The 13,940-nt window shown below is 72.5% G+C and carries 11 protein-coding genes and 1 pseudogene; 11 read left to right on the top strand and 1 reads right to left on the bottom strand.

All coding sequences use genetic code 11. From position 1 onward, the window contains the following. Nucleotides 1-530 precede the first annotated feature (530 nt). From ssd to ACIGO6_RS13195, 7 genes and pseudogenes are all read left to right on the top strand, one after another. Nucleotides 531-1,655 (top strand): septum site-determining protein Ssd, encoded by a 1,125-nt coding sequence (ssd, locus tag ACIGO6_RS13225; protein ID WP_399875078.1) that lies wholly within the window; start codon nt 531-533, stop codon nt 1,653-1,655. 719 nt (nt 1,656-2,374) lie between these two features. Continuing rightward, nucleotides 2,375-3,547 carry a TadA family conjugal transfer-associated ATPase gene (locus ACIGO6_RS13220; protein ID WP_399875839.1) on the top strand — a complete coding sequence of 391 codons (1,173 nt, stop codon included), beginning with the start codon at nt 2,375-2,377 and terminating at the stop codon, nt 3,545-3,547. Continuing rightward, nucleotides 3,544-4,419 (top strand): type II secretion system F family protein, encoded by an 876-nt coding sequence (locus ACIGO6_RS13215; protein WP_399875076.1) that lies wholly within the window; start codon nt 3,544-3,546, stop codon nt 4,417-4,419. Before ACIGO6_RS13220 ends, ACIGO6_RS13215 begins: the two co-directional genes overlap by 4 nt. Next, nucleotides 4,416-5,213, top strand: a complete 798-nt coding sequence (locus tag ACIGO6_RS13210) for a type II secretion system F family protein (protein ID WP_399875074.1) — start codon at nt 4,416-4,418, stop codon at nt 5,211-5,213. The genes ACIGO6_RS13215 and ACIGO6_RS13210 overlap by 4 nt, the downstream gene beginning before the upstream one ends. Before the next feature lie 116 nt (nt 5,214-5,329). Continuing rightward, nucleotides 5,330-5,557 (top strand): DUF4244 domain-containing protein, encoded by a 228-nt coding sequence (locus tag ACIGO6_RS13205; RefSeq protein WP_399875073.1) that lies wholly within the window; start codon nt 5,330-5,332, stop codon nt 5,555-5,557. Between the two features lie 70 nt (nt 5,558-5,627). Continuing rightward, nucleotides 5,628-5,963, top strand: coding sequence for a TadE family type IV pilus minor pilin (locus ACIGO6_RS13200; RefSeq protein ID WP_399875071.1), 336 nt, complete (start codon nt 5,628-5,630; stop codon nt 5,961-5,963). 509 nt (nt 5,964-6,472) lie between these two features. Beyond that, nucleotides 6,473-6,805: pseudogene (locus ACIGO6_RS13195) on the top strand (Rv3654c family TadE-like protein); the annotation flags it as partial. A gap of 25 nt (nt 6,806-6,830) precedes the next feature. On the opposite strand, the gene ACIGO6_RS13190 reads toward ACIGO6_RS13195, so the two are convergent. Then, nucleotides 6,831-9,449 carry a DEAD/DEAH box helicase gene (locus ACIGO6_RS13190; RefSeq protein ID WP_399875069.1) on the bottom strand — a complete coding sequence of 873 codons (2,619 nt, stop codon included), beginning with the start codon at nt 9,447-9,449 and terminating at the stop codon, nt 6,831-6,833. A gap of 82 nt (nt 9,450-9,531) precedes the next feature. On the opposite strand from ACIGO6_RS13190, the gene bldG reads away from it, so the two are divergent. The 4 genes from bldG to ACIGO6_RS13170 all read left to right on the top strand — a co-directional run bounded on the left by bldG (nt 9,532) and on the right by ACIGO6_RS13170 (nt 13,917). Then, a complete protein-coding gene (gene bldG, locus ACIGO6_RS13185; RefSeq protein WP_003975386.1) occupies nt 9,532-9,873 on the top strand; it encodes an anti-sigma factor antagonist BldG in 342 nt (113 codons plus the stop codon). 115 nt (nt 9,874-9,988) lie between these two features. Further along, a complete protein-coding gene (locus ACIGO6_RS13180; protein ID WP_399875067.1) occupies nt 9,989-10,420 on the top strand; it encodes an ATP-binding protein in 432 nt (143 codons plus the stop codon). Nucleotides 10,421-10,713: 293 nt separating this feature from the next. Then, the gene (locus ACIGO6_RS13175) at nt 10,714-13,119 is read left to right on the top strand and encodes a sodium-translocating pyrophosphatase (protein ID WP_399875066.1); all 2,406 of its coding nucleotides are present in this window, start codon (nt 10,714-10,716) and stop codon (nt 13,117-13,119) included. Nucleotides 13,120-13,326: 207 nt separating this feature from the next. Further along, a complete protein-coding gene (locus ACIGO6_RS13170; protein ID WP_399875064.1) occupies nt 13,327-13,917 on the top strand; it encodes a small secreted protein in 591 nt (196 codons plus the stop codon). Nucleotides 13,918-13,940: the final 23 nt, after the last annotated feature.

Here is a 13,940-nt window from a genome sequence, read left to right as displayed (position 1 = left end):
GGTTTGCCTGAGAGGGCTCTCGGGTACACCATGGAAGTCACGGATCGTTCGCGACCGTGCTAACCCGGTCCGACTCCTCCCCCCCCGAGTCGGCCGTGGAGACGACCCCCGCTCTCCCCCCCGGCGGGGGTCGTCGCATGTCCGGGTGGGTTTTCCCCTTCTTCTCGCGGTTCAGTCCTCGATCCGGGGCGGCACGGATTGGTCGATTGGCATGCCCATGATTTGCCACGCTGTGTAGTCGTTGGACTGCTCTGCGGAAGTCGTACGCGGGGTGGAGCGGGACGGGGCGGCGCTCACCTGTTTGGGTGACGACGATATTCACAACCATCGAGTTGTCCACAGTTTTGGACCAAGATCCACACGATTTCCCGCATCGCTGCACCGTGATTCCCATGCGCCATGCGGCCGGGCCGCGCCGAGTTACGGCCGGCCCGTTTGCGCGACGTGCAGGGCTGGTTTCGACCGACGTTCAGTCGTCACGAGAAGCCCGAGAAGCCACGAGAGGTAAGAGAGCGAGAGGGGACGCGGTCATGACCGGAACCATCACCCACGATCCGCCGCCCGCCGCCGGAGGGCGGCAGGGCGGACCGTTGATCGTCACTGAGGACACCGAGCTGCTCGACGATCTGTTGCGCCTGTGCGCGGCGGCCGGAGCCACGCCTGAGGTGCACCACTCGGTGCCGGCGGTGCCGTCGGCGGCCGGGCATCGGGGCGGATGGGAGGCGGCGCCCCTCGTCCTGGTCGGCGACGACGCCGCGCGACGCGTGCGCGGAGCCGCGCGGAGGCGAGGCGTGGTGCTCGTGAGCCGCGACCAGGACGACTCGGAGATCTGGCAGCGGGCTGTCGAGATCGGTGCCGATCACGTCCTGATGCTGCCCGACGGCGAGCAATGGCTTGTCGACCGCATCGCCGACGTCGCCGAGGGCGTCGGCCGTCCCGCACTCACCGTCGGTGTCATCGGCGGCCGGGGCGGCGCCGGAGCATCCACCCTGGCCTGCGCCCTCGCCGTCACCTCGGCGCGGGAGGGAGTGCGCAGCCTGCTGGTGGACGCCGATGCGCTGGGCGGCGGCCTCGACGTCCTCCTCGGCGGCGAGACGGCCGAGGGACTGAGGTGGCCCGCGTTCGCGGCCTCGCGTGGGCGGGTGGGCGGTGGCGCTCTGGAGGAGTCGTTGCCCGAGCTGCATTCGCTGCGAGTGCTCAGCTGGGACCGGGGGGACTGCGTCGCGGTGCCGCCCCAGGCCGTACGGGCCGTGCTGGCCGCCGCCCGGCGCAGGGGCGGCACGGTCGTCGTCGACCTTCCGCGCCGCGTCGACGACGGTGTCGCCGAGATCCTCGCCCAGCTCGACGTCGGACTCCTCGTGGTCCCGGCCGAACTGCGGGCCGTCGCGGCGGCGGGCCGGGTGGCCGCCGCGGTCGGCATGGTCCTGCGCGACCTCCGGGTCGCGGTGCGGGGGCCGTACGTCTCCGGGCTCGACGGCCCGGAGGTGGCCCGGCTCCTCGGACTGCCCTTGGCGGGTGAAGTGCCCGTCGAGTCCGGGTTGTTGCGTGCCACCGAGAGCCGGCGCCCCCCGGGCGCGACCGCGCGCGGACCGTTGGCGCGCTTCTGCCGGGAGTTCTGGGAGCGGGCGCTGGTGGAGACGGGCGCGGGCGCGTGAGGGCGGCAATGAGCCACGAAAGGGCGGGTGAGGGCGTGCGGGCTTGTGCGATGCCTGATGCCGGTGGTGGTGCGGTGGTTGACGCGGTGTGTGGTGCGACGGGTGATGGCAGGCGGTTGGCGGTGTCCGGGGTGTCGGCGGCTCCGAAAATGTCTGCGGAGGTAGCGGGTGAAAGGGCCTCCGGGGTGGTCTCAGGGCAGTCGTCTGCAGGGGTGCCGGCGAGGACGGGGATCGGGCGGCCGGGGCAGATTCCTGGCGGGGCGCGGGTGCCGGGCACGGTGCCTACGGGGACGGCCTCCGGGTGGCCTGGAGGGGTCCCTGGCGTGGTCCCCGCAGTGGCCCCTGAAGCGGCGCTTGGAAGAGCAGCAGTCGGGACGGGCGCCGGGGTGGCCGGCGGCGTGGCTCCCGCCCGGCGTGCCGGGGAGCCTGCGGCGGGGACGGCCTCTCGGGTGACCGGGGGCTTGCGCCCCGAGAGGGTGACGGGGCCGGCCGCCGAACGGTCACCCGAACGGGCTTGCGGGATGTCCGCGGGATTGGCTCCCGGGGTGGTTTCGGGCCGGGACACCGACGAGCGACTGGCGTCGGCTTCGGCGGCCCGGGTGGTGCCCGGGTGGGCTTCCCGGACGTCGCGCGGGTCGGCCTCCCGGACGTCTTCGCGTCGGGTTTCCGGGCCGCCCCCGGGAGCGGACACCGGGAGGGGCCCGGGCCCGGTGTCCGGGATGCTCGACGGTGTGCGGCGGTGGCTCGCCGAGAGCGGCGCGGATCCGACGCCCGCGCGCGTGGCACAGGCCCTGCGGGAGCAGGGGCGGGTCCTCGGGGACGCCGAGATCCTCGGCGCCGCGGAGCAGCTGAGGTCGGAACTCGTCGGCAGCGGGCCGCTCGAGCCGCTGCTGGCCGACCCGTCGGTGACCGACGTACTGGTGTCCGCCCCGGACCGGGTCTGGGTGGACCGCGGCGGCGGCCTGGAGTTGACGTCCGTCTCCTTCCCGGACGCCGGGGCGGTACGGCGGCTCGCGCAGCGCCTCGCCACGGTCGCCGGACGCCGGCTCGACGACGCCCGGCCGTGGGTGGACGCCCGGCTGCCCGACGGCACCCGGCTGCACGCGGTGCTGCCTCCGGTCGCCGTCGGCTGCACGTGCCTGTCACTGCGCGTGGTACGGCCGCGTGCGTTCACACTCGACGAACTGGCGGCGGCGGGCACGGTGCCGCCCGGCGGTGACCGCGTGCTGCGCGCTCTGCTGCGGGCGCGGCTGTCCTTCCTCGTCAGCGGAGGCACCGGCAGCGGCAAGACGACGTTGCTGAGCGCGCTGCTCGGGCTCGTCGGAGCGGGGGAGCGGATCGTGCTCGCCGAGGACTCGGCGGAGCTGCGGCCGGATCATCCGCACGTCGTCCGTCTGGAGACCAGACCCGCCAACCAGGAGGCCGCGGGCCTGGTCACCCTGGAGGACCTGGTGCGGCAGGCGCTGCGCATGCGGCCGGACCGGCTGGTCGTCGGCGAAGTGCGCGGCCCCGAAGTGGTCCATCTGCTCGCGGCATTGAACACCGGTCACGAAGGCGGGTGCGGAACGGTGCACGCCAATGCCGCCGCCGATGTACCGGCCCGGCTGGAGGCGCTCGGCACGGCCGCCGGGCTGGACCGGGCGGCCCTGCACAGCCAGCTTGCCGCAGCCCTTTCGGTCGTCCTGCACCTGGTCCGCGACCGGTCCGGGCGGCGTCGGATCGCCGAGGTGCACGTACTGGAGCGGGACCCGTCGGGGCTGGTGCGGACGGTGCCGGCGCTGCGGTGGGGCGCGGAGGCCTTCGTGGCCGAACGTGGCTGGGAGCGACTGCGGGAGCTGCTGCGCGGAGACGGGCTCGAAGCGCGAGCCACAGGACGGGAGGCGTACAGGTGACCGGGACGGCTGGGCCCGCGACGGGCGTGGCCCTCGCGTGTCTGGGGGCGGCGGCGTGGCTGGCCGGGAGTGGATGGCACTCCGGAGTACGACGGGCGCGGCTGGTGCTCACCGGCTGCGGGGCGCCCGGGGCCGGGCCGCCCACGGCGCACCGGGTGACGGACGAACTGCGGCGAGTCCGGGGACGACTGAGGGCAGAGTGGTGGTCGCTGGCAGCCGGGCTGGCCTTGGCGGCACTGGCCGCCTCGGTGCTGCCGGTCGTCGCGGGGGCGGCCGGGGTGCCACTGCTGCGGCGGGCACGGCTGGCAGGCCGGGCGAGACGGGCCCGAGAGCGTCGCCAGGACGCGGTGATCGACCTGTGCGGGGCCCTCGCCGGGGAGGTGCGGGCGGGGCGGCAGCCGGGCGAGGCGCTGCTGTGCGCCGCGCACGACTCCGGAGGGCTCGGTGACGCGCGGGCGGCGGTGCTGGCGGCGGCCCGGTTCGGCGGGGACGTGCCGGGGGCGCTTGCGGCAGCGGCACGGCGACCGGGGGCCGAGGGGTTGCGGGGCCTCGCGGCCTGCTGGCGGGTCGCCGTAGACCAGGGTGCCGGGCTCGCGGCCGGGCTCGACCGGCTGGAGGGCGCGCTGCGCGCCGAACGGGATCAGCGCTCCGACCTGCGTGCGCAGTTGGCCGGCGCTCGCGCCACGGCGGTGATGCTCGCCGGCCTGCCGGTTCTGGGGCTCCTGCTCGGCGTCGCCCTCGGTTCCGACCCGTTGCACGTGCTGCTGCACACCGGGGCGGGGGTCGGCTGTCTGCTGGCCGGCGGAGTCCTGGAGGCCCTGGGGATGTGGTGGGTGACACGGATCGTGCGGGGTGCGGAGGCGGCGTCGTGACCGGGGAGGTTGTCCACAGGCTGGGGACAGTGCTGTCGGCGGTGCTGGTGGCCGGACGGCTGGCGCACGGCATCGGATCCATTCGGCGGGAGCGGACCGTACGCAGGCGGCTCGCCGCACTGCTGGCCCCGGAGCCGGAGCGCGTCGCACGGCGACGGGTCCAGGCGCTGGGCGCCGTCCGCGAATGGCTGCCCTTGGTGGGCACGGTGGGCGCCGGGTGGGCCCTGGTCGGGGGCGTGGCCGGTGCCGTGGTGGGGCTGGTGCTCGCGGCCGGGTTGTGGCGTTGGCGCGCAAGGCGGACTGCCGCCGGGACGGCTGCGACACAGGCCCTTGCCGCGGAAGCCACTCACCAACTGCCGCTCGCCGCCGACCTGCTGGCGGCCTGCATCGCGGCCGGCGCCGGCCCGGTGGCCGCTGCCCAGGCGGTGGGCGATGCCCTCGGCGGGCCCGTCGGGGACGCGCTGCGGCGTGGCGCCGCGGAAGTGAGGCTGGGTGGTGAACCGAGTGGCGCCTGGCGAGGGTTGGCCGCGATCCCGGGCGCTGGCTCCCTGGCGCGGTTGCTGGAACGGGCCGAGGTGACGGGTCTGCCCGCGGCCGGCCCGGTTGCCCGACTCGCCACGCAGGCCCGTGCCGACTGGGCGCGCGCCACGACGGCGAGGGCCCGCCGCGCGGCCGTCATGGTCACCGCACCGGTGGGGCTGTGCTTCCTGCCCGCGTTCATCGCGGTGGGCGTACTGCCGGTGGTGATCGGGCTCGCCGGCGGGGTGCTGGGAGCCGGGGGAGGTGGTGGCTGACGGAACGGGTCGGTGCGGCATCGGAGCCGGAACGTGAGTGACCCACGGAGCGCGACGGAAGCGCACGTGAGCAGACGAGCAAGTGAGCAACGGAAACGGACCTTACGGGGGTTGTGATGTATCAGGCGGTACGGGCGCGGCTGCGTGCTCTGGTGTGCGGGGCACGTGCGGCACGGCGGAGGCTGTCCGCGCGGAGGGACGCGGGAATGGTCACCTCCGAGTACGCGATGGGGATCGTCGCGGCGGTGGCGTTCGCCGTGGTCCTGTACAAGGTGGTGACGAGCGGGGCGGTCAGCGCGGAGCTGCAGGGCATCGTGAAGCGGGCACTCGATGCACGGATGTGAGCGGGCGGCGGGGACGGGGACCCTCGGGGAGCCCGGCAGCCGCTCCGGCGGTGGGTCCGACAGAGGGTTCGTGACGGCGGAGACGGCCGTGGTGCTGCCGGTGCTGGTGCTGTTCGCGACGGCGCTGGTGTGCGGGCTGCTGGCGATCGCCGCTCAGATCCAGTGCGTGGACGCGGCACGGACCGGCGCCCGTGCGGCCGCCCGCCAGGATCCGGACGACGCGGTCGTCGAGGTCACCCAGGAGGCGGCACCGCGCGGAGCGCGGGTCACGGTCAGCCGGGAGGAGGGCCAGGTCCGCGTGGTGGTGGTGGCCAGGCCACTGGGGTTGCACGGGCTGCCGTTCGAGGTACGGGAGGAAGCCGTGGCATCGGCGGAGCAGGCGGTGGCGGTGGGGGAGGAGCCATGAGACGCGGTCTCACGTTCCGCGCGGTGACTGACCGGGACTGCCGCCCCGAACGGGCGGCACTCCCCCTCCGGGTGGGACGCCTCGTCCGTGCGGGACACCCTGGGCAGGCTTCGGAGCCCGACCGGGGGTGGGGTGTCGACCGGACGGGGAGCGCCGCCCGGGCCTCCTGCGGCGTCCCGGACTCCGGCCCCGGACGTGGTCCGGGCTCCCACCGGGGTTTGGGCTCAGGACGGGCTCCGGGTCACCGCCGGGGTCCAGCCTTCGGCCGGGGAGCAGGCCCCGGCTGGGGTCCAGCCTTCGGCCGGGGTCCAGGTCCCGGCTGGGGTGCAGGCGTCGGCTGGGGTGCAGGCGTCGGCCGGGGACCGGGCTTCGGCCAGGGTTCGGGCTTCGGCCAGGGTTCGGGTCTCAGCCGGGGCGCCGGCTCCGGTCGTGGGCCAAGTCCCAGCCGGGGTCCGCGTTCGGATCGGAGCCCGGGTCCCTGCCCGGGGCCAGGCTTCGGCAGGGTCCCCGACTCCGACCGAGGGTCCGCCACGGTCTGGAGCGTCGGCGCCATCGCCGTGTTGTGCCTGGTGTTCGGCATCGTGCTGGCCCTGGGCCAGGCCGTCGTGGCCCGGCATCGCGCGGCCGGCGGCGCCGATCTGGCGGCGCTTGCGGCGGCGGACCACTGGGCACAGGGCGGCACGGTTGCCTGCGCTCGGGCGGATCGGATCGCCCGGGCGCAGGGGACGCGGTTGGTGCGGTGCGTACTCATCGGCCAGGTCTCGGACGTGACCGCGGCGTCGGGCCGGGGGCCGTTCGCGGCGGAGGTCCGGGCGCGGGCGGGCCCGGCGACGGGCGTACCGGTGGTCGTTGTCCCGCCGGCAGGGCTCACGGCCGGGGACCCGCGGACGGGCCTCGCGGCCGGGTTCCCGCGCGCCGCTCGGCCTCTGCAGCGAGACCTCGCTCCGCAGCTGTCTGCGCAGCGGCATCTGGCTCCGCCTCAGCCCCTGCCTCCGTACCGGGACCCGCCTCCGCCCCTGCCCCCGTACCCCGTCCTGCCTCCGCCGCGCCCCGTAGCAGCACCGTGAGCAGGCGTACGGCCCCTCGTTTGTGCAGTGGGTCGTTGCCGTTGCCGCACTTGGGGGACTGGATGCAGGACGGGCAGCCGGCGTCGCACTCGCAGGAGGCGATGGCCTCCCGGGTGGCCGTGAGCCAGTCACGGGCGGTGTGGAAGGCGCGCTCGGCGAAGCCCGCGCCGCCGGGGTGCCCGTCGTACACGAAGACCGTCGGCAGCAGCGTGTCCGGGTGCAGGGGGACGGACACGCCGCCGATGTCCCAGCGGTCGCAGGTCGCGAACAGGGGCAGCATGCCGATCGAGGCGTGCTCGGCGGCGTGCAGGGCGCCGCCGAGGATCTCCGGGTTGATCCGGGCCGCGTCCAGCTGGTCCTCGGTGACCGTCCACCACACCGCGCGCGTGCGCAGTGTCCGAGGAGGGAGGTCGAGCTTCGTCTCGCCCAGGACCTCGCCGGTGATCAGGCGCCGGCGCAGGAAGGAGACCACTTGGTTGGTGACCTCGACGGAGCCGTAGCACAGGCGTCCGTCACCCCACGGGACCTCGGTGTCGGTCTCCAGGACCGAGATGGCCGTCGTGTCGCGGGCGACCGTCGAGTAGGACGGCGTGGCCTGCTCGACCAGGGCGACGGAGTCCTCCAGGTCCAGGGAGCGGACGAGATAGGTGCGCCCCTGGTGGAGGTGGACGGCGCCCTCGTGGACCGTCGTGTGGGCGGCACCGGCGTCCACCGTGCCCAGCAGTCGGCCCGTACCGGCCTCGACGACCTGGACCGGGCGTCCGCCCTCCCCGCGGATGTCGGTCAGGTCGGCGGCCCGCTCACGGCGTGTCCAGTGCCACGCCCGGGTCCGGCGGCGCAGCAGCTTCGCCGCCTCCAGCTGGGGCAGCAGCTCCTCGCAGGCGGGGCCGAAGAGCTTCAGGTCCTCCTCCGTCAGGGGCAGCTCGGCCGCCGCCGCGCACAGGTGGGGAGCGAGGACGTACGGGTTGTCGGGGTCGAGGACCGTGGATTCCACGGGCTGGTCGAAGAGAGCCTGGGGGTGGTGGACGAGGAAGGTGTCCAGGGGGTCGTCCCGGGCCACCAGCACCGCCAGGGCTCCCTGCCCTGCCCGTCCCGCCCGGCCCGCCTGCTGCCACAGCGAAGCCCGGGTGCCCGGGTACCCGGCGATCACCACGGCGTCCAGGCCGGAGACGTCCAGGCCGAGCTCGAGGGCGTTCGTCGCCGCCAGGCCGAGGAGCTCACCGGAGTGCAGGGAGCGTTCCAGGGCGCGGCGTTCCTCGGGGAGGTAGCCGCCGCGGTACGCCGCCACGCGTCGGACCAGCGAGCGGTCGACCTCGGCCAGTCGCTCCTGGGCGATGACCGAGATCAGCTCGGCGCCGCGCCGGGACCGGACGAAGGTGATCGAACGCAGGCCCTGCACCGTGAGGTCGGTGAGCAGGTCGGCGGCCTCGGCGGTGGCGGTCCGGCGGACGGGCGCGCCCTTCTCGCCCTCCATCTCGGTCAGCGGGGGCTCCCAGAGGGCGAAAACGAGTTCACCGCGTGGGGAGGCGTCGTCGGCGACCTCCACCACCGGCAGCCCGGTGAGCCGGCGGGCCGCGACCGACGGCTCGGCGGCGGTCGCGGAGGCGAGCAGGAACACCGGCGACGCGCCGTAGCGAGCGCACAGTCGGCGCAGTCTGCGCAGCACCTGGGCGACATGGGAGCCGAAGACGCCGCGGTAGGTGTGGCACTCGTCGATGACGACGTACTTCAGCGACTTCAGGAAGGAGGACCAACGGGGGTGGGACGGCAGAATTCCGCGGTGCAGCATGTCCGGGTTGGTCAGCACGTAGGTGCCGTACTGGCGGATCCACTCGCGTTCCTCGAACGGCGTGTCGCCGTCGTACACGGCGGCTCGAACTGACGTGCCGAGAGGTTGTGAAAGTTCCTTCACGGACCGGCACTGGTCGGCGGCCAGCGCCTTGGTCGGAGCGAGGTAGAGGGCGGTGGCGCCACGCCCGTTCGGGGCCTCGGAACCGTCCAGAAGCGTGGACAGCACCGGCACCAGGTAGGCGAGGGACTTGCCGGACGCGGTGCCGGTGGCGACGACGACCGAGTCGCCGTCCAGGGCGTGCTCGGCCGCGCGTGCCTGGTGGGCCCAGGGGTGTTCGATGCCGGCGGCCTGCACCGCTGCGACGACCTCCGGCCGAATCCGGTCCGGCCAGACGGCATGACGGCCCGCGCGCGGGGGCAAGTGCTCCGTATGAGTGATGCGCGCAGCCCGGCTCGGTCCCGAGGCGAGCCGGCCCAGGATCGTGCCTGGTTCCGGCCGGGAGCCGGGCTCCGCCGGGGGTCGATCGGATCGGTGATTCTTGGCCATCGGCACCGAGTCTGTCACTGGCGTGACGGACAATGGGACCAAGGCGTCGTGCACGCCTGCCGGTAAGTGATTGAATGCCATCGCGGCTGGCGAACCGTCCTGGGGGCTTCAAGCCGAGGTGTCCCGAGGGACGACCGCTCGATAGCAAGGTGCTGGAGGATCCGTGGACCTGTCCCTGTCGACCCGTACCGTCGGCGATCGTACGGTCGTCGAGGTCGGTGGCGAAATTGACGTATACACCGCGCCCAAGCTGCGTGAGCAGCTGGTCGAGCTCGTGAACGACGGGAGTTTCCACCTCGTCGTCGACATGGAGGGCGTGGACTTCCTCGACTCCACCGGGCTCGGCGTGCTGGTCGGCGGACTGAAGCGGGTGCGTGCCCATGAGGGCTCGCTGCGCCTGGTCTGCAACCAGGAGCGCATTCTCAAGATCTTCCGTATCACCGGCCTCACCAAGGTGTTCCCCATTCACACCTCGGTCGAGGAAGCGGTGGCGGCCACCGACTGACGACCGGTCCCGGGCCCCGGGCCCGGGACGGCAGTAGAACGCAGGAGAACAAGGGGGTCCGGGCCGCGATTGCCCGGGCCCTCGACAAGCACGCCCGTAGTCCCGAGGGGGATGCATGGCCACCGTTGAACTCCGCTTCAGCGCGCTGCCCGAGCATGTCCGCACCGCCCGTCTCGTGGCGGCCGCGGTGGCACGCAGGGCCGGGGTGGACGAGGCCGTCCTCGACGAGGTCAGGCTCGCCGTCGGCGAGGCCTGCTCCCGGGCCGTGGGCCTGCATCAGCACGTCGGCATCACGGCGCCGGTCAAGGTGTCGCTGATCGAGGAGGAGAAGCAGTTCTCCATCGAGGTCGGGGACGAGGCGCCGCATGCGGTATCCGGGGCGGGAGCTTCGGGCGCCGCCGTCGACGACCAGGAGGCCGAGGAGGACGAGATGGGCCTGGCGGTCATCAGCGGGCTCGTCGACGACGTGGAGGTCTCGGCCGACGAGGACGGCGGACTGATCCGCATGACCTGGCCGACCGCGTCGACGGTGCTGCCGCCGGTCTGACCCATCCGCCTCTCCCTCAGTCACCCGAAGGGCCCTACCTCGTAGGGCCCTTCGTCATGTGCGGAAGACGAGGTCCACGCATACAGTGGTGCCGTGCGGGCGCCAAGTGAATTCATTCACGACCGCATTTGCGATCACGGAGATCACGGAATTAATGCCGGAAGGGCATTACTACTTCTGGGTCCCTTGTGGTTGACAGGGTAATTCCTTTTGTCGTGCACTGTTTTGATCAGGTTCCGGTACCTACAATCCCGTCCACATCTTGAGCTCAGCCCAAGCGTCAAGGAGGACGAATGGCGGAGCTTTCCACCCCTCATCAGTTGGGCGATCCCTCGACTCTCGCAGCCGCTGCGCTGACCGACGGCAACCGCGTCCTCGTCGCGGTCATCGCGGTCGTCGCACTGGCCGCGCTGGTCCTCGCGGGTGTCCTGGTGCGCCAGGTGCTCGCGGCGGGCGAGGGAACCGACAGCATGAAGAAGATCGCGGCGGCCGTCCAGGAAGGCGCGAACGCCTATCTGGCCCGGCAGCTTCGCACGCTCGGCGTATTCGCCGTCGTCGTGTTCTTTCTGCTCATGCTGCTGCCCGCGGACGACTGGAATCAACGGGCCGGACGATCGGTGTTCTTCCTGATCGGCGCGGCGTTCTCGGCGGCCACCGGCTACATCGGCATGTGGCTCGCCGTGCGCAGCAATGTGCGCGTCGCCGCGGCGGCGCGGGAAGCGACACCGGCCCCGGGCGAACCGGAAAAGGACCTCACTCTCGTCTCGCACAAAGCGACGAAGATCGCTTTTCGTACGGGCGGCGTGGTCGGCATGTTCACGGTGGGGCTCGGCCTGCTGGGCGCCTGCTGCGTGGTGCTGGTGTACGCGGCCGACGCGCCGAAGGTCCTGGAGGGATTCGGCCTCGGTGCCGCGCTGATCGCGATGTTCATGCGGGTCGGCGGCGGCATCTTCACCAAGGCCGCCGACGTCGGCGCCGACCTGGTCGGCAAGGTCGAGCAGGGCATCCCGGAGGACGATCCGCGCAATGCCGCGACCATCGCCGACAACGTGGGCGACAACGTCGGAGACTGCGCGGGCATGGCGGCCGACCTCTTCGAGTCGTACGCCGTGACCCTGGTGGCGGCGCTGATCCTCGGCAAGGTGGCCTTCGGCGACTCCGGACTGGCGTTCCCGCTGCTGGTGCCGGCGATCGGCGTGGTCACCGCCATGATCGGCATCTTCGCGGTGGCGCCCCGGCGGTCCGACCGCAGCGGCATGAGCGCGATCAACCGGGGATTCTTCGTCTCCGCGGTGATCTCGCTGGTGCTGGTGGCGGTGGCCGTCTTCGTCTATCTGCCCGGGAAGTACTCCGACCTCGACGGCGTCACCGACGCGGCGATCGCGGGCAAGGACGGCGACCCGCGGATCCTCGCGCTCGTCGCGGTGGCGATCGGCATCGTGCTCGCCGCCCTGATCCAGCAACTCACCGGATACTTCACCGAGACCACCCGTCGCCCCGTCAGGGACATCGGCAAGACCTCGCTCACCGGCCCCGCCACCGTCGTCCTCGCCGGTATCTCCATCGGCCTCGAATCCGCCGTCTACACCGCCCTGTTGATCGGCCTCGGCGTCTACGGGGCCTTCCTGCTCGGCGGTACGTCGATCATGCTGGCGCTGTTCGCGGTGGCGCTGGCCGGCACCGGCCTGCTCACCACCGTCGGTGTGATCGTCGCCATGGACACCTTCGGGCCGGTCTCCGACAACGCGCAGGGCATCGCCGAGATGTCCGGCGACGTCGAGGGCGCCGGTGCCCAGGTGCTCACCAACCTGGACGCGGTCGGCAACACCACCAAGGCCATCACCAAGGGCATCGCGATCGCCACCGCCGTCCTCGCGGCGTCGGCCCTGTTCGGTTCGTACCGCGACGCCATCACCACCGGCGCGGCGGACGTGGGCGAGAAACTCAGCGGTGAGGGTGCGCCGATGAGCCTGATGATGGACATCTCGCAGCCCAACAACCTCGTCGGGCTGATCGCGGGCGCGGCAGTCGTCTTCCTCTTCTCGGGGCTGGCGATCAACGCGGTGTCGCGGTCCGCGGGTTCGGTGGTCTTCGAGGTGCGGCGGCAGTTCCGGGAGAAGCCCGGGATCATGGACTACAGCGAGAAACCGGAGTACGGCAAGGTCGTCGACATCTGCACCAGGGACGCCCTGCGGGAACTCGCCACGCCCGGACTGCTCGCCGTGATGGCGCCCATCTTCATCGGCTTCACGCTCGGTGTCGGTGCGCTCGGCGCCTTCCTGGCCGGCGCGATCGGCGCGGGCACGCTCATGGCGGTGTTCCTCGCCAACTCCGGTGGTGCCTGGGACAACGCCAAGAAGCTCGTCGAGGACGGCAACCACGGCGGCAAGGGCAGCGAAGCGCACGAGGCCACCATCATCGGCGACACCGTCGGCGACCCCTTCAAGGACACCGCCGGACCGGCGATCAACCCGCTGCTGAAGGTCATGAACCTGGTGGCGCTGCTCATCGCGCCGGCGGTCATCAAGTTCTCCTACGGCGCGGACAAGAGCGTCGGCGTCCGGATCCTGATCGCCGTCGTCGCGTTCCTCGTCATCGCCGCGGCCGTCTACGTCTCCAAACGGCGCGGGATCGCGGTGGGTGACGAAGACAACGCCGACCGGGAACCCAAGTCGGCCGATCCGGCGGTGGTTTCATAGACCGCATCACGGGACCCCGTACAAGACGCAGCTCAACGAGTGGGCGGACGGCGCGTGTTGACGTGTCGTCCGCCCGTCGCGTGCGCGCACGCGCGCCCTCACCGTGAGCCTTCTCTCTCTTGGTGCAAATGGCTTCAATACGGTCATAATGGATGTTCGTCCTGCGGATGTCCCCCATCCGGCGTGTATGTTCCGGGGCCGAGAGCCATGGAAGGGACCAATCCGGTGAACAAGAAGCTCGCGGCCGCACTGTCCGGCGGTGCGGTACTGGCACTGGCGCTGACGGGATGCGGTGGCAGCGACGACAACGACAAGCTGGACGCCTGGGCGAAGGAGGTCTGCGACGCGGTACAGCCGCAGGCCAAGAAGATCGAGGCGGCCAACGCCGCGATCCAGAAGGAGACCTCGGACAACAGCACGCCGGCCGAGGTCCAGGAGACCGACGCGAAGGCGTTCCAGGACATGTCCGACGCCTACAAGGCGATGGGCAGCGCCGTCCAGAAGGCCGGGGCCCCGGACGTCGAGGACGGCGAGAAGAAGCAGAAGGACGCGGTCACCGAGCTCAACGGCCTCTCCTCCTCGTACGCCTCCCTGAGGAAGCAGGTGGAGGAGCTCGACACCAAGGACCAGGCGAAGTTCGCCGACGGCCTCAAGGACATCGCCACCGAGCTGAACCAGCTCAGCAAGAGCGGCAGCGACGCGCTGAAGACCCTGGAGGAGGGCGAGGTCGGCCAGGCGATGGCCAAGCAGGAGAGCTGCAAGTCGGCCTCGACGTCGCCGTCGGCCGCGGCAGGCTGACCTCCCGACGCGACGCGGGCGGG

Source organism: Streptomyces sp. NPDC053750 (assembly GCF_044544295.1).
In the GTDB taxonomy this organism is placed as follows: Bacteria; Actinomycetota; Actinomycetes; order Streptomycetales; family Streptomycetaceae; genus Streptomyces.
This window is presented reverse-complemented; position numbering and strand designations above follow the sequence as displayed.